This is a genomic window from Bacillus sp. PDNC022 (assembly GCF_016919285.1).
GTDB lineage: Bacteria > Bacillota > Bacilli > Bacillales > Bacillaceae > Bacillus > Bacillus safensis.
The window spans coordinates 1,396,165-1,420,299 of the sequence record NZ_CP070345.1; the positions used below are offsets into that span (position 1 = coordinate 1,396,165).

The 24,135-nt window shown below is 41.2% G+C and carries 23 protein-coding genes; 7 read left to right on the top strand and 16 right to left on the bottom strand.

The window, feature by feature from the left end; genetic code table 11:
• Positions 1–94: 94 nt before the first annotated feature.
• Both JVX94_RS07265 and JVX94_RS07270 read right to left on the bottom strand, forming a co-directional pair.
• Positions 95–1,138: a CAP domain-containing protein gene (locus JVX94_RS07265; RefSeq protein ID WP_095408406.1), complete on the bottom strand. Its 1,044-nt coding sequence runs from the start codon at positions 1,136–1,138 to the stop codon at positions 95–97.
• Positions 1,139–1,260: 122 nt separating this feature from the next.
• A complete protein-coding gene (locus tag JVX94_RS07270) occupies positions 1,261–1,683 on the bottom strand; it encodes a CBS domain-containing protein (protein ID WP_034663862.1) in 423 nt (140 codons plus the stop codon).
• A 161-nt stretch (positions 1,684–1,844) separates the two neighbouring features.
• Between JVX94_RS07270 and JVX94_RS07275 the strand changes: the two genes are divergently transcribed.
• Positions 1,845–2,210 carry a YugN family protein gene (locus JVX94_RS07275; RefSeq protein ID WP_205185083.1) on the top strand — a complete coding sequence of 122 codons (366 nt, stop codon included), beginning with the start codon at positions 1,845–1,847 and terminating at the stop codon, positions 2,208–2,210.
• Between the two features lie 73 nt (positions 2,211–2,283).
• Here the strand turns inward: JVX94_RS07275 and ctaG are convergent, their stop codons facing one another.
• The 6 genes from ctaG to cyoE all read right to left on the bottom strand — a co-directional run bounded on the left by ctaG (position 2,284) and on the right by cyoE (position 8,456).
• A complete protein-coding gene (gene ctaG, locus JVX94_RS07280) occupies positions 2,284–3,162 on the bottom strand; it encodes a cytochrome c oxidase assembly factor CtaG (RefSeq protein ID WP_034281665.1) in 879 nt (292 codons plus the stop codon).
• Between the two features lie 30 nt (positions 3,163–3,192).
• Positions 3,193–3,522 (bottom strand): cytochrome c oxidase subunit IVB, encoded by a 330-nt coding sequence (gene ctaF, locus JVX94_RS07285; RefSeq protein ID WP_024426910.1) that lies wholly within the window; start codon positions 3,520–3,522, stop codon positions 3,193–3,195.
• A 2-nt stretch (positions 3,523–3,524) separates the two neighbouring features.
• Positions 3,525–4,145: a cytochrome c oxidase subunit III gene (gene ctaE / locus JVX94_RS07290; protein ID WP_024424780.1), complete on the bottom strand. Its 621-nt coding sequence runs from the start codon at positions 4,143–4,145 to the stop codon at positions 3,525–3,527.
• Positions 4,145–6,016: a cytochrome c oxidase subunit I gene (gene ctaD, locus JVX94_RS07295; protein ID WP_034281664.1), complete on the bottom strand. Its 1,872-nt coding sequence runs from the start codon at positions 6,014–6,016 to the stop codon at positions 4,145–4,147. Before ctaD ends, ctaE begins: the two co-directional genes overlap by 1 nt.
• Before the next feature lie 175 nt (positions 6,017–6,191).
• Complete coding sequence (coxB, locus tag JVX94_RS07300; RefSeq protein WP_107163606.1) at positions 6,192–7,259, bottom strand: cytochrome c oxidase subunit II; 1,068 nt, start codon at positions 7,257–7,259, stop codon at positions 6,192–6,194.
• A 279-nt stretch (positions 7,260–7,538) separates the two neighbouring features.
• Entirely contained in the window at positions 7,539–8,456 is a 918-nt protein-coding gene (gene cyoE, locus JVX94_RS07305; RefSeq protein ID WP_024424777.1) for a heme o synthase, read from the bottom strand.
• Positions 8,457–8,849: 393 nt separating this feature from the next.
• Here cyoE and JVX94_RS07310 point away from each other — a divergent pair, with 393 nt between their 5' ends.
• On the top strand, positions 8,850–9,773 hold the full coding sequence (locus JVX94_RS07310) for a COX15/CtaA family protein (RefSeq protein WP_024424776.1): 924 nt from the start codon (positions 8,850–8,852) through the stop codon (positions 9,771–9,773).
• A 38-nt stretch (positions 9,774–9,811) separates the two neighbouring features.
• Here JVX94_RS07310 and JVX94_RS07315 read toward each other — a convergent pair whose 3' ends face one another.
• From JVX94_RS07315 to glsA, 5 genes are all read right to left on the bottom strand, one after another.
• Positions 9,812–11,248 (bottom strand): cryptochrome/photolyase family protein, encoded by a 1,437-nt coding sequence (locus JVX94_RS07315; RefSeq protein ID WP_275891463.1) that lies wholly within the window; start codon positions 11,246–11,248, stop codon positions 9,812–9,814.
• Between the two features lie 99 nt (positions 11,249–11,347).
• On the bottom strand, positions 11,348–14,794 hold the full coding sequence (gene pyc, locus JVX94_RS07320; RefSeq protein WP_205185085.1) for a pyruvate carboxylase: 3,447 nt from the start codon (positions 14,792–14,794) through the stop codon (positions 11,348–11,350).
• Between the two features lie 79 nt (positions 14,795–14,873).
• Positions 14,874–16,085 carry a putative lipid II flippase FtsW gene (ftsW, locus tag JVX94_RS07325; protein ID WP_144485121.1) on the bottom strand — a complete coding sequence of 404 codons (1,212 nt, stop codon included), beginning with the start codon at positions 16,083–16,085 and terminating at the stop codon, positions 14,874–14,876.
• Positions 16,086–16,295: 210 nt separating this feature from the next.
• Positions 16,296–16,577, bottom strand: coding sequence for an Fpa/YlaN family protein (locus JVX94_RS07330; RefSeq protein ID WP_003212509.1), 282 nt, complete (start codon positions 16,575–16,577; stop codon positions 16,296–16,298).
• A gap of 122 nt (positions 16,578–16,699) precedes the next feature.
• The gene (glsA, locus tag JVX94_RS07335; RefSeq protein ID WP_095408401.1) at positions 16,700–17,629 is read right to left on the bottom strand and encodes a glutaminase A; all 930 of its coding nucleotides are present in this window, start codon (positions 17,627–17,629) and stop codon (positions 16,700–16,702) included.
• A 120-nt stretch (positions 17,630–17,749) separates the two neighbouring features.
• Between glsA and JVX94_RS07340 the strand changes: the two genes are divergently transcribed.
• Positions 17,750–18,232 (top strand): hypothetical protein, encoded by a 483-nt coding sequence (locus JVX94_RS07340; RefSeq protein ID WP_095408400.1) that lies wholly within the window; start codon positions 17,750–17,752, stop codon positions 18,230–18,232.
• Between the two features lie 15 nt (positions 18,233–18,247).
• Here the strand turns inward: JVX94_RS07340 and JVX94_RS07345 are convergent, their stop codons facing one another.
• On the bottom strand, positions 18,248–19,570 hold the full coding sequence (locus JVX94_RS07345) for a PhoH family protein (protein WP_111292332.1): 1,323 nt from the start codon (positions 19,568–19,570) through the stop codon (positions 18,248–18,250).
• A 140-nt stretch (positions 19,571–19,710) separates the two neighbouring features.
• On the opposite strand from JVX94_RS07345, the gene JVX94_RS07350 reads away from it, so the two are divergent.
• Both JVX94_RS07350 and JVX94_RS07355 read left to right on the top strand, forming a co-directional pair.
• Entirely contained in the window at positions 19,711–20,328 is a 618-nt protein-coding gene (locus JVX94_RS07350; protein ID WP_048238848.1) for a YhcN/YlaJ family sporulation lipoprotein, read from the top strand.
• Positions 20,329–20,430: 102 nt separating this feature from the next.
• A complete protein-coding gene (locus JVX94_RS07355; RefSeq protein WP_024424769.1) occupies positions 20,431–20,661 on the top strand; it encodes a YlaI family protein in 231 nt (76 codons plus the stop codon).
• A gap of 30 nt (positions 20,662–20,691) precedes the next feature.
• Here JVX94_RS07355 and JVX94_RS07360 read toward each other — a convergent pair whose 3' ends face one another.
• Both JVX94_RS07360 and typA read right to left on the bottom strand, forming a co-directional pair.
• On the bottom strand, positions 20,692–20,973 hold the full coding sequence (locus tag JVX94_RS07360; RefSeq protein ID WP_044334035.1) for a YlaH-like family protein: 282 nt from the start codon (positions 20,971–20,973) through the stop codon (positions 20,692–20,694).
• A gap of 97 nt (positions 20,974–21,070) precedes the next feature.
• Complete coding sequence (gene typA / locus JVX94_RS07365) at positions 21,071–22,909, bottom strand: translational GTPase TypA (protein ID WP_095408397.1); 1,839 nt, start codon at positions 22,907–22,909, stop codon at positions 21,071–21,073.
• A gap of 113 nt (positions 22,910–23,022) precedes the next feature.
• On the opposite strand from typA, the gene JVX94_RS07370 reads away from it, so the two are divergent.
• A complete protein-coding gene (locus JVX94_RS07370) occupies positions 23,023–23,202 on the top strand; it encodes a DUF5325 family protein (protein WP_142944707.1) in 180 nt (59 codons plus the stop codon).
• 274 nt (positions 23,203–23,476) lie between these two features.
• Entirely contained in the window at positions 23,477–24,112 is a 636-nt protein-coding gene (locus JVX94_RS07375; RefSeq protein ID WP_095408395.1) for a hypothetical protein, read from the top strand.
• Positions 24,113–24,135 lie beyond the last annotated feature (23 nt).

Here is a 24,135-nt window from a genome sequence, read left to right on the forward strand (position 1 = left end):
CAAATGCCTACTATACTATATACACCAGCATCTGTTTTGGTGAGCCTCTTTTTAAACATCAAAAAAACAGCTGCGACTATGCAGCTGCTTTCGTTTAAGATGTTTTCTTGATGAAATTTTGGGTGTAATATTTTTCTTTCACCCCTACGCCAAGATGCGTGTAATCTTTATTTAATAACGCCTTCCTGTGACCTTCACTATTGAGCCAGCCCTCTACCGCTGCAGGTCCATCGACATAGTTATAGGCAATATTTTCACCTGCGAGCTGAAAGTCCACCTCGCCTCTTTCTAACCGGTCTTTCAGCGTACCGTATTTTTTAGATTCATGGGAGAAATAATGATTTTCTTTCATGTCCTCACTATGCATGAAGGCCACTTCAGACGTTTCATCATCCCACTTTAAGATCGGCAGGTTGTACTTATGGCGGATAATATTGGTCATATCAAAAATTTGTTTTTGACTGGAAGCTTCGATATCTTTCCATTTTTCACCCGATATCGCCTCAGGTTCTATCAATTGACCTCGATAGACCACTTCATACGGCTTTTGTTTCACAAATGTATCTGCGTTGAAGGCCCTGATACTTGAAAGGGTGCTTTCAAACTTATCCATGTAAAGCTGAACATACACATCATCTCCCACTTTCACAGTGGGTCTTGTATTCATATCATCTTCTGAGAATTCAAAGCGGTATGAATTTTGTTCATCCTCTACATGAATGTAAGGTGCAATTTGTGTTTTCTTAAATACTTCGCTTGTGGCTTGACCGATTTTAAACGGTTCTACATTCAGTCCGTCTCCTGTTGCAAACAAGGTCACCACTTTACTATCCTTTACCCCTACTTGAATATAGTGCTTCTTCGATTGGTTGTAAATCCACCAGTCATAATCATATGCGGAAGGATCAATGCGATCTGGTTCTCCCAGCTGTTTAAGCACTTCGTTTGAAGATTTCCCCATAAAGGACATGAGCCCCTTTTTTGGGATGTTGATCGGCTTATCGCTAGATGTTTCTTCATTAGACACCTTCGGTTCATTGCTGTTTTCTTTTTCTGGTGAAGATCCATATTGAATAAACAGAACGTACGTTCCAGATATAATCAGGAGGATGAGGAGTGTTTTGAGCACAGTTTTCAAATAAACACCTCCGTTAAATTGGCAAGGTACAAAAAGTACCTTCTACTGTCATTTAAACAAAACTTGCTCCATTTATCAACGACAATACAGCCTATTTAACACGAATTTAAAATATGCCCCTCTTAATGAAGAAATCCTTGTCCATGATCTTGATCCTGTTGAGAGATTTCTGTCAGTGCATCTCCCGCGCGATCATTTGATAAATCTTCGACTGATAAATCTCCAAGAGCGACAATCCCTGTTAATGCGCCGTTTTTCACAACGGGAATGCGGCGGAGCTGATGCTCTGACATGAGCCGGACAATTTCTTCAAGCGTTGCATCTTCTTCAGCTGTTAGTACTTCCTTTGTCATCAGCGAGCCCACTTCCTGTGAGTTTGGCTTTTTTTCTGCAATGCCTCTAAGCACAAGGTCACGGTCTGTCACTATTCCAACGAGCTGATCTCCATCAACCACTGGAATAGCACCGATGTCAGCATCTCTCATTTTGACTGCTGCTTCATACGTATTGTCGTCTTGCTGACATGTCACTACTTTTTTTGTCATAATATCTTTGATTTTTTTCGTTTTCACGTTGATTCCTCCATCCGTTATTTTCTTTATTACTGTAACCAGCTTATAAAAGAACATACCCTTCACAGTTGAAAGTTTAACGCTTTCATACTATGATTGTCAGTAAAGGGAAATTTTATAAGGAGGGGTTTTGGGTGAAGTTTGAAGGTACGGGGATTGAAGAAGTATCAGCTGACTTAAATAAATTAGATTTCATTATGGAAAGTGAAGGATTTGTACGAGCCGATCAATGGGATTATGAGCGTGTGACGTACGATAGAAAGTACAGCATGGTAGAGGGAACTTTTTATTTGCGAATTTCCGGCTACGCCACTGAAGGAGATGTCGGTTCCAAAAAGGCACACATTCAGCTTCTAACACCGTTACTTGGAAAACACTATTATCCACATGGCGTTGAATATGGCGAAGGCGAAGAATTCCCTAAGTCTCTCATCCAATCAAGCAAAAAAACACTTACACAGCTGAAGGAAAAACTAGAAGCCATGACGGCTGAAGCATAAAACAAAGGGCTAAAATGATCTTTATTTTAGCCCTTTTTCTAAGATGAAAGCACAGCCATTTGGCTGTGCTTTTTTATTCATATTTCGGAATAAGCGCATCTGGTACGGCATCTTTTGCTCTTTCTTTTCTTGCCCAGTCAAAGAAGACAACAGCAAGAATAGAGCCGTACACAATCTCCTGAATAATTTTCATCAAAATGGCACCTAGCTGCTGGTCCTCTAGCAGCGGCAAGGTGTGGAACATATCAGGGCCAGTGAGGGCAAGACCTGCCAGCATATCACTTGGCACACATAAATGCAGTGCTTGTATCCATGCGCCGGCATCCGAATAAGTGGCATAGATCGGAGCTTCACTAAACATGATGAGTGCACAGGCCGGAGTCATCAATATCCCGTCTGCCATGATATATCCAAGCTTCAAAATGCCTGTGATCTGCGGCTGACTTTGAACTTTATGAACAAGCGGCCACCACATGAAAAAGGCAGCGATAAAAATAACAACCGTCATCAATGCATGGTAAAACGGATCTGTTTTCACAAAATCAAACACAAGCGGAATGTGATACAGCGAAAACAATCCGTTAAACCCAAGCAGCGCAATTAAAGGTTTGGAAAACAAACGGAAAACAGCTTGAATACCTGGTGTTTGAATGATCCGCTCCCAAATGGCTGGAGGCAATCCTGTAATAAGGAGAGGCGGGATGACTAAGTATAGAACCGCCATTTGCGCCATATGTGCACTAAACATAATATGCCCCATTAAATCAATTGGGCTCCCTTTCACAGCATATAACAGAACAAGCCCCGTCAGAAATAACGTTTTCTCTTTCACCGTCGCACGATGCTTTCCCTTTGTCACAAGAAGCAGATAAAGAGCAGCTGCTATCACAATACAAGTCAAATAATAAGGGCTCCATAATGCCCGAAATCCGAATATTTCTAAGTTCTCCATTGCTGCGCCTCCTTCAAGGGCAAAGCGGGTTTACCACCATATAATGGTCAAAAAGGCTAATACGGTAATAAACGCAACAAACACACCTGAGTATAGAAACAAGGCGGGTGTTTCATGCCCTTTTTGGTTCATGTGCATAAAATAATAAAGCTGAAAAGCAACCTGAATGCCTGCAAGCAGTAAAATAAATGGTACTGCGAACCAATTCCCAACGTCTTCTGAGGCAATCGTTAAAAACGCAACAAATGTTAATCCAATCATCAAGCCGAAAGAAATGAGCTGATGCTTCATTTCTTCGGCATTTTTCTTTTTACGATATACAAGGTCGACTTTGGACTGATTTGTGTTTTTATTTCCCATTCTTATCCCACCATTCCCATTAAATATACAACGGTAAAGATGAAGACCCACACAACATCAATGAAATGCCAATAGAGACTTGCCACGTAATATTTCGGCGCATTGTATAAATCGAGTCCGCGTCTCATATTTCGAATCATAAGAGCGGTAATCCAGCAAAGTCCGAAGGCGACGTGAGCTCCGTGAGTCCCTACAAGTGTATAGAAGGAAGAACCAAGAGCAGAGCTGGTAATCGTAAATTCATACGCATGCACATAGTGATAAAACTCATAAATCTCAACCCCTAAAAATCCAGCACCTAAAAGGACCGTGATACCAAGCCAAAGCTGCATCTTTTTAAAGGCAAAGTTTTTCATATGATACATGGCATACACACTCGTTAAACTGCTCGTTAATAGAAGCATTGTGGCAATAAAGACAAGTGTGAGGTCAAACATATCAGTTGTTTTTGCTCCGCCTGCATTTGAGTTTTTCAGCGCCAAATAAGTGGCAAAAAGCGATGCAAACAGAACGGTTTCTCCTCCAAGAAACAGCCAGAACCCGACAAACTTATTCTTCCCTTCTAACGTGGCCTTCTCAGGAGAAGCCGGAAAGGTTTCCGCCGTCATTTTTTGTGGTTCCATTATGCTTTCACCCCTTTATCATCGTCGTCGGTCAAATCTTCTTTGTGAATATGGTATCCATGATCATCTTTCAGAGACCTAACCAGCATGGTCGCAAACGTAATACCAAGACCAATGAAGATCACCGGAAGCCCCCAGCTGTGCTCTTGACGATACATGAAACCAAACGCTGACACAAATAGACCGAATGAGATAATGACAGGCAAGATGGAGTTATTCGGCATGTGTATATCATCGAGCGGTTCAGATGCTGTCATTCCTTTTTTACCATCCATTTTTTCAATCCATAATGGATCTAGTCCTCTGACAAGCGGAAGCTGTTTAAAGTTGTATTCTGGCGGAGGCGAAGACACTGCCCATTCAAGTGTTCTTCCATCTCCCCAAGGATCGCTCGATACACGCTCCCCTTTTGCTGTTGTCCAGATGATGTTAATCAGCATGATCACAACAGCTACAAACATAAACAGTGCCCCAATCGTACTAATCAAGTTCCCAAGCTCAAGACCCTGACCTGGAAGGAATGTAAAGACCCGGCGCGGCATGCCCCATAGACCGAGGAAGTGCTGGATAAAGAAAGTTAAATGGAAACCGATGAAAAACAGCACAAATCCAATTTTCCCAAGTTTCTCATTCAGAATTTTTCCAAACATCTTCGGCCACCAGTAATGCACACCTGCTAGAATACCGAATACAACCCCGCCGATAATGACGTAATGGAAATGCGCCACAACAAAATACGTATCATGGAACTGATAATCCGCTGCAGCTGCCGCAAGCATGACCCCAGTTACCCCGCCAAGTAAGAACGACGGAATAAAGGCAACAGAATAAAGCATCGGCGTTGTAAACTTCACATTACCGCCCCATATCGTGAGCAGCCAGTTGAATACTTTAATTCCTGTTGGCACCGCAATTGCCATGGTCGCTACGGCAAAGATCGCATTGGCGATAGGTCCAAGCCCCGTTGTGAACATGTGATGCGCCCACACCATGAAACCAAGGAAACCAATCAATACAGTAGCGAACACCATGGACGAGTAACCAAACAATCTTTTTCTTGCAAACACTGGAATGATCTCTGAGAAGATTCCGAATGCCGGCAGGATCAAGATATATACTTCCGGGTGTCCGAAAATCCAGAACAAATGCTCCCAGATGATTGTGTTTCCTCCAAGCTCTGGATTGAAAAAGCTCGTGTCAAACATTCTATCAAGCATCAGCATCGCAAGCCCTGCTGTCAGCGGCGGGAATGCGAATAAAATAAGTGCGGAGGCGACAAATGTCGTCCAAGTAAAGAGCGGCATTCTCATATACGTCATGCCAGGCGCTCTCATATTAATAATCGTTGCAAGAAAGTTAATCCCGGCAATCAGCGTACCAATACCCGCAATCTGCAAACCTAAAATATAGAAATCCATTCCATGCCCTTCTGAATTCAGCGTGAGCGAAGCGTATGCAGTCCAGCCTGCATCAGGTGCTCCGCCCATAAACCATCCAAGGTTTAAGAAGATTCCTCCGAAAAAGAATAACCAAAAACCAAGTGAATTCACAAACGGAAATGCTACGTCACGTGCACCAATTTGAATTGGTACAACCGCATTCATTAATGCAAATAAAAGCGGCATAGCTGCAAGGAAGATCATTGTCGTTCCATGCATCGTCATGATTTCATTGTAAACCCCTGCACTGACAAAATCACTTTCAGGGATGGCTAGCTGAATACGGATAAACATCGCTTCTATCCCGCCAACCAAAAAGAAAAATCCCCCTGCCACTAAATATAATATGGCAATTTTTTTGTGGTCAACCGTTGTCAAGTAATCCCATAAGACAGCGCCAAACCCCCGCTTTTTAGCTATTGTACTCACCATGAAATCCCCCTCTTATCTCCCATTTGCCCCTTTTCATATAGATGTCTATCTTAACGATCCTTTTAACAGACTGTGTCTGACAGATGACGGCTTCTCGGTTGTAGAGACATATTCGGGAGCTCTTAACAAAAACTTCACATCGATCACATACCCTCTTGAATATCTGCTCTAGGCGTTACTCGATTTTAAGACCTTTTAAATACTCGTAAAGTGCATCTGCTTCTGAGTCATTTAATTTAGGGTACGTTCCTGTCATCTTATTACCTGGTTTAAAGCTTTCTGGATCTTTCAGCCATGCTTTCACATTTTCTTTGTTCATGTCTTTAATTCCAGCTACTTTCGTTCGCTCTCCGAAGGTCGCAAGGTTTGGTGCTGTCCTTGCTGCTTCAGGCCGTTCGTCACCAGGCTCTACTGCGTGACAGCTTAAGCAGTTTTTCTCTTTAAATAGCTTTTCACCCTCTAAAGCGAGATCTTTTGTGGATTCAGGCTTCTTGTAATCAGCCATTTTTTTCGTCCATCCTAAGAACTCATCTTGAGAAAGCGTTTTAACTTTAAAGTCCATTAAAGCATGTGACGGCCCGCAAAGCTCCGCACATTTCCCGTAGAAATATTCCCCTGCATCTTTCGTTCTTTTCGAGTCAAAGATTAAATAAAATTTGTTCTCATTATCTGTGTTTGTATCAATTTTACCGCCAGCCGATGGAACCCAGAATGAGTGTTTGACATCGGATGCTTTCAGCTTAAAGTACACTTTTTGATCTGTTGGTACGATCAATTCCTGACTTGTGACAATCCCATAATCAGGGTATTCAAATTCCCACCAATATAAGCTGGCTCTCACGTTAACAACAAGTGTCTTTTCAGGATCTCGTTTTTTCTTATCCATAGCGCTTGTATCCCCTAGTTCAAGCGTGTATGCCACAACAGGTACAACGAGAATAATGAGTAGAAGAATCGGAATCGCTGTCCATGTGATTTCCAGGTTGCGGTTCCCCTCCACCTGCTTTGGAATCGTATCTTCTCCCACTTTAGAACGTTTGAATTTAATGATGACGTAAAAGAAAATGATCGATACAACAATGACGACAAGAACCATAATGAGTGTACTCAGTACCGTTAGGAAAAACTGTTTATCTGCTACTTCCCCAACTGGCTTGAGTGTTGATAAGTATGGTTCACCACAGCCCGCTAAAACGAGCGTCAGTAAGAGAAACAGTGAATAAACACGCCATTTTCTTATCATAATTTGTCCCAACCCCTTTTGCTTGATCTCCTTTGCCTTTCGCTTTTTACCTCTTATTTATAAAATCACTTCTCACCCATCAATAACCCCCGCCTCTTATAAAAGCACTTACATTTCCTCTTTTCATAAAAAAATGATGTTTTTACTCAAAATACCATCTATGTATAAACAGAAAGCCGCCTAAATAGAACTGAATATCAGGCGGCTTTCATAGTTGTTAGAAAATGTTGTGTTATAAGATATAGCCATTGTTTTGATGTAATCAAAGTGTATTTTACTCTAGAATAGTGTAATAATAATCATCGCTACGAAAAAGATGGTTAAGTAGTTTAATGAATAAACGAACATGAGCGTTGACCACTTCATGATGTCTTTCATTTTAAAGCCCATAAGGCCAATAACGAGCCATCCAATATTAAGCAATGTACCAAGTGCGACAATCGGCCATCCTAATCCACCTAAGAAAAATGGAAGTGGAAGAAGACATGCTGTCCAAATGATGATTTGGCGTTTTGTGACTTCAAAGCCGTAAACAACTGGCAGCATTGGAATGCCCGCCTTACGGTAATCTTCCGTTTTCTTAATCGCAAGTGACAGGAAATGAGGGATTTGCCAAATGAACATAATCATAAACAAAACCCAAGCCGTTGTGTCGATTGTACCTGTGACAGCTGTCCAGCCGATTAATGGCGGAACCGCGCCAGATACACTTCCGATGACTGTATTGATGGTATAATGACGTTTAGACCACATGGTGTAAAGAACCGCATAAGTAAAGACTCCAATAAATCCAATCACTGCTGATGTAATGGTTGTCATCAGAAGCATAATGAGTCCTAATACAACAAGCAGAATGCCAAATGCATACGCTTGCCCCGGTTGAATTTTACCTGTAACCGTCGGTCTTGTTTTTGTTCTTTCCATTAATATATCAATATCACGGTCAAACGCATTATTAATCGCGCATGAACCGGCAATAATAAGAGAAGAACCAATCATTGTTAACAGCACAATATCAAGATTTCCAAGAAAACTCATATCTGTAAAATAAAAAGCAAGCCACATTCCAGTAAATGTCGTAATGAAATTGGAATTGACGATGCCCATTTTAATCAGAGCAAGAAAATCTTTCCAAGCTGTTGTTTCTTCTATTTGTCCATGAATAGCTGCTTCCGCGGCTGTTTTGGAATTTGCCAATGTGTATAACCTCCCTTGCCCAAACCTTCAAACGAACGAATGACACGTAAAATCATTACAACTCTATCATACAAGATAAACAGCTGTAAAAAAACATCCTATTAAATAATAAACGACAAACTTGAAGTTATTTGTGAACTTTTCGTGAATTTATTAGGATATATGTGTGTTTCAGAAGGCGGTGCAAAATGAAATATTCTCTCCTCTATTTCTATCAGACTGTCAAAGAAAGATCAAGCACTCTAAATCTGTAAACTTTGTGAACTAACATATCATTTTTTTGTGAACTTTGGTCATTATGAATTGCAACAGAACACGCATTTGGCTTAAACTTGAGAGCATGTGAGGTTTTCATTTATATCAGAAGTTTTTTAGAGAAGGTGAAATAATTTGATGAAATTTGCTTTAAGGCTATTGAGCGTGATCACAACGTTTGTGATGCTGATCGTACTGATTGGCGGCGCGCTTGTTACGAAAACCGGTTCGGGTCTTGGCTGCGGTAGACAGTGGCCCCTTTGCCATGGTCGTTTCTTTCCTGAAATGAACCCCGCTTCCATCATCGAATGGAGTCACCGCATGTCAACAGGAGTTTCCACCATTCTTGTTCTGGCACTGGCGGTCTTATGCTGGAAAAAAATTAGTCCAGTATTCCGTGAAACCAAATTCTTGGTCATCATGTCCATTATATTCTTAATGCTTCAAGCGCTGTTAGGAGCTCTTGCCGTCGTATTTGGTTCTAACGCACTTATAATGGCACTGCACTTCGGTATTTCACTCATTTCATTTGCTTCAGTATTACTGCTTGCACTTCTTGTCTTTGAAGCAACCAGATCTGAAACAAAGCTTGTGAAGCCGCTTCATATCGGCAAAAAAATGCAGTTCCATATTTATGGGGTGATCACGTATACGTATATCGTGGTATATACGGGCGCTTATGTGAGACATACAAAGTCAAGCCTTGCTTGCTCTGTCTTCCCGTTTTGTTCAAAAGACGGCGCACTTCCAACGTATTTTAATCAGTGGGTTCAAATGTCTCACCGAGCAGCAGCACTTCTTTTATTCGTCTGGATATTTGTCGCAATGTTCCATGCCATGAAACATTATAAAGAACAGAAGCAGCTGTATTATGGATGGATCATTTCAGCCATCCTCATCACACTTCAAGCCATTTCAGGTGTGATGTCTGTTTATTCTCATCTTGCACTTGGTTACGCGCTGGCTCATTCATTCTTTATTTCTTGTTTGTTTGGGGTACTATGCTACTTCTGCCTACTCATTGCCCGGTTTAAATATGAAAGCAAAGAACCATTTAGATAAAAATTTGTATCCCCCTTTCATGTGGAGAGGGGGATTTTTTATTGTTGTTTTGCTTCTTCGAATAGCGAGATGGCTTTTTTGCGTCTTTCCTTGTGATCAACTGTCGGCAGCGGATATGTATCACCTAGCACACAGCTCGATTTCCGTTGTTCATCTATCGGCATTTTACTTGGTTCATGAATCCATTTTTCATCAACACGCTCTAGCTCTGGTACATATCTTCTAATATATTCCCCGCTTGGATCAAACCGTTTCGACTGGGTCGTTGGGTTAAAAATACGGAAGTACGGCACGGCATCTGTCCCAACAGAAGCTGCCCACTGAAATCCTCCGATATTCGAAGCCTCATCATAATCCACAAGCTTTTTTGCAAAATACGCTTCTCCCTTTCTCCAATCAATCAAATAATCCTTTGTTAAAAATGAGGCGGTGACCATTCTTAAACGATTATGCATCCAGCCTTCCTCATTTAACTGTCTCATCCCTGCATCAACGAGGGGAAAGCCTGTTTCACCTTTACACCATGCTTCAAACAGCGTCTCATCTTCATTCCATTTCATCCCTTGAAACGCCGAATTGATTTCTTTTTCTTTCATTTCTGGATAATGAGCATAAATCATATGGTAAAAATCTCGCCACGCCAGCTCTTTGATAAAGGTTTCTCGGCCCTCGTCTTCAAACAGCTCCTCCTCATGAACCGCATGAAAGATCGTTCGGATTGAGATGGTCCCTGTTTTTAAGAAACGTGACAGCTTGCTCGTTCCAAAAACAGATGGCATATCTCGTTTTTCATGGTAACGTGTTAGTCTTTTTTGGATAAAGTCATGAAGCGTGTTCATCGCTTTGTGTGAGCCGATATGATCAAATTTTCTTGAGCATCTCATGATTATGCTGCGCAGTTTGTCATTTCCTTTGAGCGAAAGTGGTTCATCACAGATCGTATGAGCGCTGCTGAGAAATGATTTGTCAACTTTTATCACAGGCTGCTTCTCTTGCTTTCGCCATGATTGATAGTATGGAGTAAACACTTGATAATGATTGCCGTCCGCTTTTAAAATATCTTGCGCCCCGTGAAGGTGTGTATCTTGCCATTTTGACACATAAATGCCCTTCTTTTCTAAAAAATCGGTTACATGTTGGTCACGCCTTTGACCGATTCCCACTTGATCTTCATTAAAAAAGACAGCCTTGATGTCATACACATCAATAACTTGCTGAAAAGCACGCAAGACATCGTCATGGAGAAGGTGAACATACATTTGAGATTCTCTTGCTTCCTTGATGAAATGTGCCAAGTTTTGAAAAAAATGTTCGTTGTTTAAATCGAGGTCCATTTCTGTAAAAAATGGATCTAGATGATAAAGAGCAAATAATTTGTACTCGTGCTTTTTTGCATATGTGATCGCTTTTGATAAGGCGATATGATCATCTAATCGCATATCCCGGCGAAACCAAATCACAACAATTTTGTCCAACCTTCTTCACCTCACTCTATAGTGTAATCACTCTCACAGGCTGCTGCACATTTTAATGCGCTCAAAAAAAGACACATCACAGTGGATGTGTCTCACTTATTATTCAGGCTTTAATACGATTAGCAGATCACCGGTTTGAATCGGTTCTCCACTTGTCACATGTATTTCATCTACGACCGCAGAAAATGGTGCTTGTACAGTCGTTTCCATTTTCATGGCTTCATTGATCATCAAATGCTCACCTTGTGAAATTTTCTGCCCTTTTTCTACGAGTACTTTGATGACAGTACCTGGCATCGATGCGGCGATGTGATTTGGATTTGAACGGTCCGCCTTCATTTTTTCTTGAACGGAGGATTTGATGCTTTCATCCTTAATCACCACTTCACGCGGCTGGCCATTTAACTCAAAGTAAAGAACTCTTGTGGCATCTGGATTTGGTTCGCCAATTGATACGAGTTTGACAATAAGGGTTTTCCCTTTTTCGATTTCTACCTCAATCTCTTCTCCAAGCCTCATCCCATAGAAGAATGTTGGTGTATCAAGAACAGAGATGTCACCATAGCTTTCTGCTGTTTGGACAAATTCAGAAAAGACTTTCGGATATAAGGCATACGCAATCGCGTCTTGCTCTGTTAACGTCAGGTCATGAGATTCTTTGAACTGCTTCTTAATGTCTTCAAAGTCCACTGGCTTCAGCTTCTCACCAGGTCTGACAGTAAGAGGCTCTTCCCCTTTTAAAATCAGCTTTTGCAGTTTTTCTGGGAACCCGCCATGCGGCTGGCCTAAATAGCCTTTAAATAATTCCACAACAGAATCCGGGAAGTCTAGTGTTGCTCCTTTTTCATAAACATCTTCTTCTGTTAGATCATTTTGCACCATATAAAGTGCCATATCTCCAACTACTTTAGAGGATGGTGTTACCTTTACAATATCACCAAACATGTCATTCACACGTCTGTACATTTCCTTTACTTCATTCCAGCGCTCACCAAGACCGACACCTTTCGCCTGCTGCTGCAAGTTACTATATTGACCGCCAGGCATTTCATGCTCATAAATTTCTGTATGAGGCGAATTCATGCCGCTTTCGAACTCATGATAGTATTTTCTGACGGAATCCCAGTATTGAGAAAGGCGTTCGACAGATTGGACGTTCATGTCTGGCTTTCTTTCATGCCCATCTAAAGCATAGTAAAGTGAGCTTGCACTTGGCTGTGATGTGAGTCCTGCCATAGAGCTGACCGCAACATCCACAATATCAACACCTGCATCAATCGCTCTTGCATAGGTGAACAGTCCATTTCCACTCGTGTCATGCGTATGAAGATGGATAGGGATCGTAAGCTCATCTTTTAAAGCAGAGACTAGCTCGTAGGCTGCCTGCGGTTTTAATAACCCCGCCATATCTTTAATACCTAAAATATGCGCGCCGGCAGATTCAAGCTCCTTCGCAAGAGATACATAGTACTCAAGATCATATTTCGGACGAGATGGATCAAGAATATCCCCCGTATAACAAATGGCCGCCTCTGCCACTTTGCCTGATTCCCGAACAGAATCAATAGCAAGCGTCATGCCTTTGACCCAGTTTAAGCTGTCGAAAATACGGAATACATCAATCCCCGCCTCAGCTGATTCTTTTACAAATGCTTTGATCACATTATCCGGATAGTTTGTATACCCGACAGCGTTTGATGATCTTAAAAGCATTTGGAACAGCGTGTTTGGCACTTCTTGACGAAGCTCTTTCAATCGTTCCCAAGGATCTTCTTTTAAGAAACGGTACGCAACATCAAATGTAGCACCGCCCCACATTTCCATACTAAACAGCTCTGGCCATAAACCTGCTGTTGGCTGGGCAACTTTCTTTAAATCATGTGTTCTAAAGCGTGTCGCAAGTAGAGATTGATGTGCATCCCTAAAGGTTGTATCGGTTAAAAGGACGCTACTTTGTTCTTTTACCCAATTCGCAAGTCCCTCAGGTCCATGCGTATCTAACAATTGTTTTGTCCCAGATGGAATCTCTTGATGGAGAGGAAGCTTCGGTACGTTTGGCTTGTCAAAATGAGGCTTCTTTTTCTCCGCAATACCAGGGAACCCATTAATGGTAACGTTACCAATATAAGTAAGCATCTTCGTTCCGCGGTCTTTTTGCTTAGGGAAATTAAATAGTTCTGGCGTTGAATCGATAAACGATGTATCGTATTCCCCTTTTAGGAACTTTTCATGCTTAGCGACGTTTTCAAGAAATGGGATATTTGTTTTAATCCCGCGAATCCTGAATTCTTGTAAATTTCGAACCATTTTAGCAGCCGCTTGATCAAACGTGAGCGCCCATGTGGACAGCTTGACCAATAGTGAATCGTAATAAGGTGTAATAACTGCTCCTTGGAAGCTGTTCCCTGTATCAAGACGTACACCAAATCCCCCACCTGAGCGGTAGGCCATGATTTTTCCTGTATCTGGCATGAAGTCATTTAGAGGATCTTCTGTTGTGACCCTTGATTGAATAGCAAAGCCATGTGTAAAGATATCTTCTTGCTTTGGAATACCCACTTCCTTGCTGTGAAGGTTATGCCCCTTTGCAACAAGAATTTGGGTCTGAACGATATCGACACCTGTGATCATTTCTGTGATCGTATGTTCTACCTGCACCCTTGGATTGACTTCAATAAAGTAAAACTCTCCATTTGCCACAAGGAATTCTACAGTCCCAGCATTAATGTACGATACATTTTGGGCAAGCTGAACAGCCGCTTCGCAAATATCTTCACGCAATTGATCTGTTAGAGACACGCTTGGTGCCACTTCAATGACCTTTTGATGCCGCCTTTGAACAGAGCAGTCACGCTCATATAAATGAATGATATTGCCGTGATTGTCACCAATCACCTGCACTTCAATATGTTTCGGATTCTCAATCAGCTTTTCAACGTATACTTCGTCATTTCCAAAAGCAGCTTTTGCCTCTGACTTTGCACGGTCATAGGCTTCCTTCAGCTCTTCTTTTGTTCTGACAATCCGCATACCCCGGCCGCCGCCGCCTAGTGAAGCTTTAATAATAAACGGGTAACCGTATTCTTCACCGAATTTTTCGACTTCTTTGACCGAATCAACTGGTCCGTCACTTCCTGGAATGACTGGAATACCAGCTTTTTTCGCTTCATCTCTCGCCTTTACTTTATCTCCAAACATATCTAAATGCTGAGAAGTTGGACCAATAAATTGAATGCCTTCCTCTTCGCATCGTCTTGCAAAATGAATGTTTTCGGATAAAAATCCGTAGCCTGGATGAATCGCATCCACGTCATTTCGTTTTGCAATTTCGATGATCCCCTCGATATCGAGGTAGGCATCAATCGGTTTTTTCCCTTCTCCAACTAGATATGCTTCATCAGCTTTATAGCGATGATAAGAGCCCGAGTCTTCTTTGGAATAAATGGCCACTGTACGTAAATTGAGCTCCGTACAGGCCCTGAAGACTCTGATAGCGATTTCCCCTCTGTTTGCAACTAGAACCTTTTGAATTGTTCTCTGTGACATTCTCACTCCTCCATATCCCTTAAAATTTTATATGTACTCTATAATAAAGGAAGAAATGAAAACTGTACACTTTTGTTTTCTAAAGATTCAAAGTTTTCTGCAATCCATTTTTTTCAACTGATGCTTTGCTCATTGATTTTTTCTTTTTGTAACGCTCTTTATATTCAGTGAACATGCTGATATTCAGCAACATTCCCATACAGATGCTAAGTAAAATGATGGACGATCCCCCGTAGCTGATAAACGGAAGTGTCACCCCAGTGATCGGAATAAGACCGGAAACACCGCCTAAATTGATACAAGTTTGGATAGCAATCATGGAGGAAATTCCTATTGCAAGCAAACTTCCAAACGGATCTTCACACTTTCTCGCAATATAAAAACCTTTCACGACGATGAAACCAAGAAGAGCGAGAACAAAAAACACGCCGAAAAAGCCAAGTTCTTCCGAGATAATTGCCATGATAAAGTCTGTGTGCGGCTCTGGAAGATACCCGTACTTTTGAACGCTTTCCCCTAGACCGAGTCCAAAAAAGCCGCCTGATCCAATCGCATAATATGAATTAATCAATTGATGCCCTGTAGCCCCTGCATCTTTAAATGGATCTTGGAAACTCTCAAAACGTCCGAGACGATTTTGCGTGAAAATTTTATCCCAAAAAAGAATAATAAATGGAGTTACGACGACCATTACTGCACTAAATAGCGCGAGCAGCTTCGCCAGCGTTTTGCCGCTAAAACCTGAGCATAAAATCATCGCAAGGGCAATCATGCCAATAATAAAGGCTGTCCCATAGTCCGGCTGCAAAATGATAAATCCGCACAGGATAGAGACAATCACGATCGGAGGCGTAACACCTCTTAAAATATGATCAATATAATGCTGCTTTTTTGCATACACCGCAGCAAGATAGATAATGACAACAATCTTCACGAATTCAGCTGGCTGAAGACTAAAAGGGCCTAATTTGATCCAGCTTCTTGCGTTCCCTGCAATATGACCACCAAAGTACACATAGATGAGGGAAAAAACTGAAAGCAGCAGCATACCAATCTGGAATTTCTTATTTGAAAACAGCTGATATGGAAATAATGCCGTAAAGATTAAGATGGCTGCCCCAACAATCATAAATAAGAGCTGTTTTTTAAAAAAATTATCTGGCGCGGCATCGTATCTGATAACAGATGTAATCATACTTGAGCTATACACCATAACCAAACCGAATGCGCTGATTAAGATAATGGCGAACAATAATGAGTAGTCATACGATTTTAGCATTCTCTTTAACATATAATCCTCTTCCTAACGTCTGTTTCTACTGCTTGATATCTTCTTAGCTGTTCTTATTCTACTACATTTTCTCCGTTTGATCCCGTTTTACCTCTTTTATATTGTTCGTCATTCATGAAAGAATCAAGTCCGTTTGCCGTCAATCCATCAAAAGAAAATAGGGGACAAAAAAACTCAAACTTATGTTGTGGAAGTTTGAGTTTTCAATCATTATTTTTTTGTGAACGCATCATGAAGTGCGGAAAGCTCTCTCTCAAGTTTATCGAGTAGTTTCTTGCCTTCATGTTGATCAACTAATCCAAGCCGGACAGCAAAATCAATTTCTCGCGATAATCCGAACATTTGAGTATCTAAAACCTCTTCATAAAGAGGACATTGCGGCATCGTTAAGTTGTCCATTTGCACTTGGATCAATTTTAAAATTTTATCTGCATCCAATTTTAATAAAGCCAGTGCTTTTTGCCGATGATCGACTAAAATTTCTGACGCCAAAAGTATCCCTCCGTTCCCCAGGCGAGTACCTAATTCTTCTATTTATCATAAAGCGAAACGGCCAAAATTGCAAGCAGATTTGTACAGTTCGCATTGTAAAAATAAAAAGAAGACATACATCATTAAAAGATACTCATCTCATATTTTTCACTCATGAGCTCAAGCAGCTTAATTCCAGCAATACTATTCCCTTTTTCATCCAGAGCAGGACCGAAAATTCCGATCCCAAAATCATATGGAGCCGCTCCCATAATCCCGCCTGAAACACCGCTTTTAGCGGGTATGCCGATATTAATGGCAAATTCCCCGCTTGCATTATACATTCCGCACGTCACCATAAAGGTTTTACAAATTCTAGCGACATCTTTTGAAAGAATTTGCTGCCCCGTCTCTGGATGTCTGCCATCTAATGAAAAAACACAAGCAATTTTCGCCAAATCTAAGCTGTTCATCATAATGGCGCATTGTTTCGTATACACATCCATGACCTCTTCTACGTTCCCTCTAATAATATGATATTGCTTCATATAATAGCACATAGCCCGGTTAATCATCGAAGTCTCAAATTCGGATGCAGCTGTTTCTTTGCAGTATGTAATGCTTTTATCATTTGCGAGCTCTCTAATAAAGCTAAGAAGGCGGTTAAGCTGATCTTGCGGAGTCGCTCCTCTTATTAAGCTTGTGACTGCAAGCGCTCCTGCATTAATCATTGGATTCAGCGGCTTATTCGGACTTGCTGTTTCCAGCTTAATCATTGAATTAAATGGGTCACCTGTTGGCTCTTGTCCAACAAATTGGAAGACTTTTTTGGGCCCTTCTTCTGAAAGCACGAGCGCAAGGGCTAATACTTTAGAAATACTTTGAAGGGTAAAGCGTTTATCTACATCTCCTGCCGAGTGGCAAGTATTACTCACATGGTACACAGCCACAGATAAATCTGTCTGTTCCGCTTTGGCAAGAGCGGGAATATAGGATGCTACTTTGCCATCTTTGGCCACTTTTTTTGCTTCCTCCACAAATCGCTTAAGCTCTTCATTGTCACGACATGCCATGCCCAACATCCTCCCTATCTTTCATGTACGATTAGTGTGTACAAGGAGAAGCATGTTTATGAAAGTGACAAAGCAGGCGAAAACTTCTATAATTTATGGTGGAAAGGGGTTGTCTTGAACATGAGCATCATTCAAATTAAGGGGAACGTAAAGTACAAGATCACCATTGATCCAAGCGTATGGATTTTTGATGACCGCAAATTTTTAATGGATTCATTTTTTGAAAAAAGCACGGCAAATGAAGAAAATCAGCTGGATCAGGAGCTTGACCAAGAGCGGGTGATTAGAGAAGGGCAAACACTTCCACCCACTTTAAAAACAGAGAAAAAGTACGAAAAGGAAAGACTCGTCACAGGCAGCTTCGGAATGAAGCTAGGTGATATGCTGAAAAATGCAGAACCGCTTGAACATGCAGATACATGCGAATTTGTCACAGAAACAGGGACAATTGCTGTGCCGCTTTCTCAGGCAATGGAAAGCATTGCACACTTCAGCCAAAATGGGAAGCCTATGACAGAAGAAGGACCAATCCACGTTTATTTCGCGGATCAGTCCAACCTCACTCAGCCGATAAAAGGTGTCAAAGAGCTTATCATTACATAAGACAGAGGGTCTGGACTACAGCAAATCAGCTGCAAGCTGTGCAAGTCCAGACCTTTCTCCTTTGACAAGCTTGACATGTCCAGATATTTGCTGTCCTTTGAACCGCTCAATGACATACGTAAGTCCATTATTTAAGCTGTCTAAATAAGGATGATCGATCTGCTCCGGGTCCCCCATCAGCACAATTTTACTTCCCTCTCCGACTCGCGTTAATAATGTTTTTACCTCGTGTTTCGTTAAATTCTGCGCCTCGTCAATGATAATAAATTGATCAGGGATACTTCTTCCGCGGATATACGTTAAAGCTTCCACTTGAATAGAACCAATTCCCGCCAAAATCGCGTCAAGTTCACCAGGTTTTTTTGTATTAAATAAAAATTCTAGGTTGTCATAGATCGGCTGCATCCATGGTCTGAGTTTCTCTTCTTTTTCACCTGGCAAGTAGCCTAAGTCCTTGCCAACAGGAACAATGGAACGGGCTACGATCAGTTTTTTAAACATGCCGAGATCCTCTGTCTGCATTAATCCGGCAGCCAGTGCAAGCAGTGTTTTACCAGTTCCCGCTTTTCCGATCAATGTCACGAGCGGGATATCACGGCGCAATAGCAGCTCTAGGGCCATCGTCTGCTGAACATTTTTCGGGCGGATTCCCCAAACATGCTCTTGATCATAAATAAGCCGTTTCACGTGCTCTGCTTTTTGATCAAGCATTCCTAAAGCAGAGCCGCCTTCATTCCCCTTCATAATGACAAATTGATGAGGGTTTAATGGTGCACTTGTGACTTCTTTCAATGGCAATTGACTTTGCTTATAAAATGTATTCAATTGCTCCGTCGGAATATAGAGCTCATGATAGCCGTTATCAATGTCTTCATTTTGCAGCACACGGTCACTTAAGAAGTCCTCTGCCTGGAGACCTATGGCATCTGCCTTTACCCGGACTAAGACATCCTTGCTGACCAAAATGACAGGCCGTCCGTGAGGCTTTGTTTCTTCCTCTAAGCTCAAATTTTTCGCGACAGCCAAAATCCGATTATCATTCGTTTTTTCAATAAAAATTTCTTGAAGCTCATGGAAAGAGCGGTGATTCAGCTCAATTCGCAGCGTCCCTTTTGACTCTAGCGTAATTTTTTCATGCAGTTTCCCTTTCGATCTCAAACCGTCGATTAAACGTGAAACGCGCCGGGCGTTTTGCCCAACCTCGTCCATGTATCTCTTTTTCGAGTCTACTTCTTCTAACACAACGGCCGGAATGACGACCTCGTTGTCTTCAAATGAAAAGATTGAATTCGGATCCTGTAATAACACATTTGTGTCTAATACATAAATTTTACTCAGGTCCTTCGCCTCCTGATCGGGGTTTCATTCATCCTTGTCTTTCCCAAAACGATTGTTAAAATATATGTTTTCATGAATAAAGTTAGAAGGTTAATTCAACAATAAAATAAATCATGCAGTTTGTGAAGGAGGGAATTTAGATGCGACTATTTTTAACATTATTCATGATTCAAACGATCATTCTGTTAGGCGCTTGCCAGCAGCAGGAAAAGCCAGAAGCGCTGGACAAGCAAGATGGACGCCAGCACTTAGTAAGAGTGTCTGACTCATCCAAGAAAGAGACCAATCAAGCCCGCCCATCCACAGATGTTGCGCAGCATCTTGTCAATGTGACAGAGCACGTAGCAGATGTCAATGATGCAACGGCAATCGTCATCGGACGCTATGCTGTTGTTGGTATTGATGTAAAAGATGATTTAGATAGAAGCAAAGTAGAAACCATTAAATATTCAGTTGCAAAAGCGCTGAGAAATGACCCTGAAGGTGCAAATGCAGTTGTGGTTGCTGACCCGGATACAGTCAGCCGTTTAAAAGAAATGGGCAAAGAAATTCAAGCAGGCCGCCCTGTAAGCGGAATTATGGATGAACTAGCTGCCATTGTCGGCCGCGTGATGCCAGAGATGCCGAGAAATGAGATTGAACGTAACGAAAAAGATCCGACAAATGATCCGAATAATCAGCTCAAAGAACATGATCAAAAGCAGTTAGAAAAAAATCAAAACGACCAATCGAACCATCATATGAATCAGAAGAAATAATGAGAACGGCTTATATCTCCTATGATATAAGCCTTTTTCTACGCTGATTTTAAGTGTCTGTAAAACATGCTATAATAAATGCAATAAAGTGAGGTGAAAATGATGAGAGTGAAGTGCTCATTATGTGAAAAGCTTGAAACCATTGATGATGATACACTCGTTGCTAAACGGTTAAGAAACCGGCCCATTCATACATATATGTGCGATGACTGCCAAGAACGTATTAAAATAAAAACAGAAGCCCGCATCAAAACCGGCAGATTCTCTCTTTATCAAGATCCTGCGACGAAAGAGAAAAAGAAGAAAAAAGGAAAGAAAGAACAAAAGACATAAAAAAGACCTGACACATGTTCAGGTCTTTTTTTACGTATTGACTGTTCCTTCTTTTTTCGCACGATGCAGCCGTATTTTATAAATAATCAAAATGGCAGCTGCCACAACCAGTCCTTCCGCTACTGGCAGGAAGATTCCTAGAAATGTAAGAAACGTGCAGCCAAAAATCAAAAACAAATAAATCACGAGCGCTTTTAAAATCGGTAAGCGTCTTGCAAAACCGAGCTTAAAAACAATAATCGCTAAAACAAGGATGGTGCCATATAGGAGCCACATCCCTGTTTGCGGATTTTCATCGACACGAAACAGCATCGCGAAAAAGGATAGATTTTCACTTACTTCCTGATCATTCAAAAAGATTCCCTCCCCTTATCTTTCAGGGTTCTATCTTTTTTAATTCTTCATGGAATTAAGATAATCCTGCTAGCTTTTTCTTCTTCGCTGCTCTCTCACGTTCGTTTTTGTCTAAAATTTTCTTTCTAAGACGAATTGATTCAGGTGTAACCTCACAGTATTCGTCTTCATTCAAGTACTCAAGAGATTCCTCAAGTGACATAATACGAGGTTTTTTCATGCTAACCGTTTGATCTTTCGTCGCTGAACGTACGTTTGTTTGTTGTTTCATACGGCTTACGTTCACAACAAGGTCATTCTCACGGTTATGCTCCCCAACGATCATGCCTTGGTATACTTCAGTACCCGGCTCAACGAAGATCACACCGCGCTCTTCAACACCTTGGATTCCGTAAGCAGTCGCTTTACCTGTTTCCATTGAAACAAGTACACCTTGACGGCGTCCGCCAACTTGACCAGACTGCATTGGCTGGTAGCTGTCAAACGTATGGTTTAAAATACCAAAACCACGAGTTAATGAAAGAAATTCAGTTGTATAACCAATTAAACCACGTGATGGCACTGTAAAGATCAGGCGAACTTGACCGTTACCATTATTGATCATGTCAATCATTTCACCTTTTCTTGCACCCATTGATTCCATTACAGAGCCAGTATGCTCTTCTGGTACATCAATTTGAACGCGCTCAACAGGCTCACATCGAACACCATCAACTTCTTTAACAATAACTTCTGGCTTCGATACTTGTAATTCAAATCCTTCACGTCTCATATTCTCAATGAGAATGGATAAATGAAGTTCTCCGCGCCCAGAAACAACCCAAGCATCAGGTGAATCAGTTGGATCCACACGAAGACTGACGTCTGTTTGAAGCTGCTGCTCTAAACGCTCTTCGATTTTACGTGATGTCACGTATTTTCCTTCACGGCCAGCAAATGGGCTGTTGTTTACAACAAACGTCATTTGAAGTGTCGGCTCATCAATACGAAGGATTGGAAGTGCTTCTTGGTGTTCTACCGGACAAACCGTTTCACCTACGTTGATGTCTTCCATTCCAGATACAGCGACAAGATCTCCCGCTTTCGCTTCGTTGATTTCCACTCGTTTTAATCCTTGGAAACCAAAGATCTTTGTTACACGGAATTGTTTCACTGTGCCGTCGATTTTCATCAAGGCCACTTGCTGTCCTACTTCCATTGTTCCTCTGAATACACGGCCAATTCCAATTCTGCCAACATAATCATTGTAATCAAGTAGTGCCACTTGGAATTGAAGCGGCTCTTCATGGTTATCAACTGGGCAAGGAATATGGTTCACAATGGCTTCAAACAATGATTCCATGTTTTCATCTTGCTTGCTCGCATCGTTACTTGCTGTACCATTGATTGCAGATGCATAGACAACTGGGAATTCAAGCTGTTCTTCTGTTGCATCCAATTCAATGAACAAGTCAATCACTTCATCGACTACTTCAGCCGGACGAGCAAAGTCGCGGTCAATTTTATTGACGACAACAATTGGTGTTAAGTTTTGCTCAAGTGCTTTTTTCAGCACAAAGCGTGTTTGAGGCATACAGCCTTCATAAGCATCCACAACGAGAAGTACACCATCTACCATTTTCATGATACGCTCAACTTCACCACCGAAGTCGGCGTGTCCTGGTGTATCTAAAATATTAATGCGTGTATCTTTATAATGGATCGCAGTATTTTTAGCTAAAATCGTAATACCGCGCTCTCGCTCTAAATCATTTGAATCCATGGCTCTCTCAGCGATATTTTCATTCGCACGGAAAGTACCAGCTTGATGGAGCAATTGGTCAACAAGCGTCGTTTTACCATGGTCAACGTGGGCAATAATTGCGATGTTGCGAAGGTCTTTTCGAAGTTTCACATTTTCATCTCCTAAAATAATTAGATAACTTTCATATTATATCACAATCCCCTTTAAATGCCGATCGTTTTTCTGTAAACTTATATTAACTCTAAAAAAAGGGATGGAGACAAATGAAACAAATCAAATGGCTTCTATTATTATGTGCATTACTTGCAGTTGTCAGTATGGCGTTTATTGGGGTATCTCTTGCAGAAAAAAACATACTGGGCACATGTTTAAGTATCGTGTTCGCCATGATTTTCATGGGTACAGGATTTACATTAAAAAGAAAATTAAACGTGCAATCATAAAATTAGTTAAAAGCCTTTTACATTCTACATGTAGAAGGCTTTTTATTTTGATTAAAAACAAGACAAATCACCTATGAAAGCTCCTTCATCAGACAGAACATATCTTGAAGAGTTGACAAAAGTAAGCAATCTGAACCCCTCCATTTTTCGACAAGAACTTTTATAGTTCTCCAAAATCAAACAGAAAGTTACAATTTTCCTATTCTTCCACAAAGTTTCTCATGGTATGCTTTTCTTGCAACAAAATTTAACAGAAAAGGGAGAGAAAAGAAGCATGAAGAAGTTTTTGAGCAAATCGCTCAGCTCTGTTGTATTTTTCGCTTTAGCTATCATTCTTACTTTCACAACAGTAGCTCCTGGGCAAGCAAGCGCTGCAACTTTCAAAGGAATTCCTTTTGAACAGCAGCAAATCATTAAAGAATTATTGGAGAAAAACGAGCGTGTCATCAACATTCTCATCAATTCATTTGTTGAGGAAGACAACAACTACACATTTGATGTGAAAAAAGCTGTTGAGCTCGGACTAACTGAAGAAGAAGCGGCGACTGCTGAGAAATTCTTAGATCGCGCAGCTGTTCTTACAATCGTTTTCAGTGAAAGCCTCACTAAAAACGAAAAAGGGAAATTGGTTTTTGATGCAGAAAAAGCTGTTGAACTTGGTCTTACAAAAGAAGAAGCGGCTAAATTCGAAAAGCTTTTCAAATCAGTGATCAGAATTGCTGATCTTGCTGGTGATGCTCTTGTTCTAGACAAAAAAGGAAACGTTGTGATTGATTCAAAAATCGCAAAAGGTCTTGGATTCAGCTCTACTGAATTACTTGTTTTCAACCAAATGCTTAAGAAAATTCCTCAAGAACAATTAAAAGTGTTCTATGACGCAGTTCAAATTGCGAAAGAAAAATTAAGCTAAGCTCAGAAAAACCCCCACCTGGT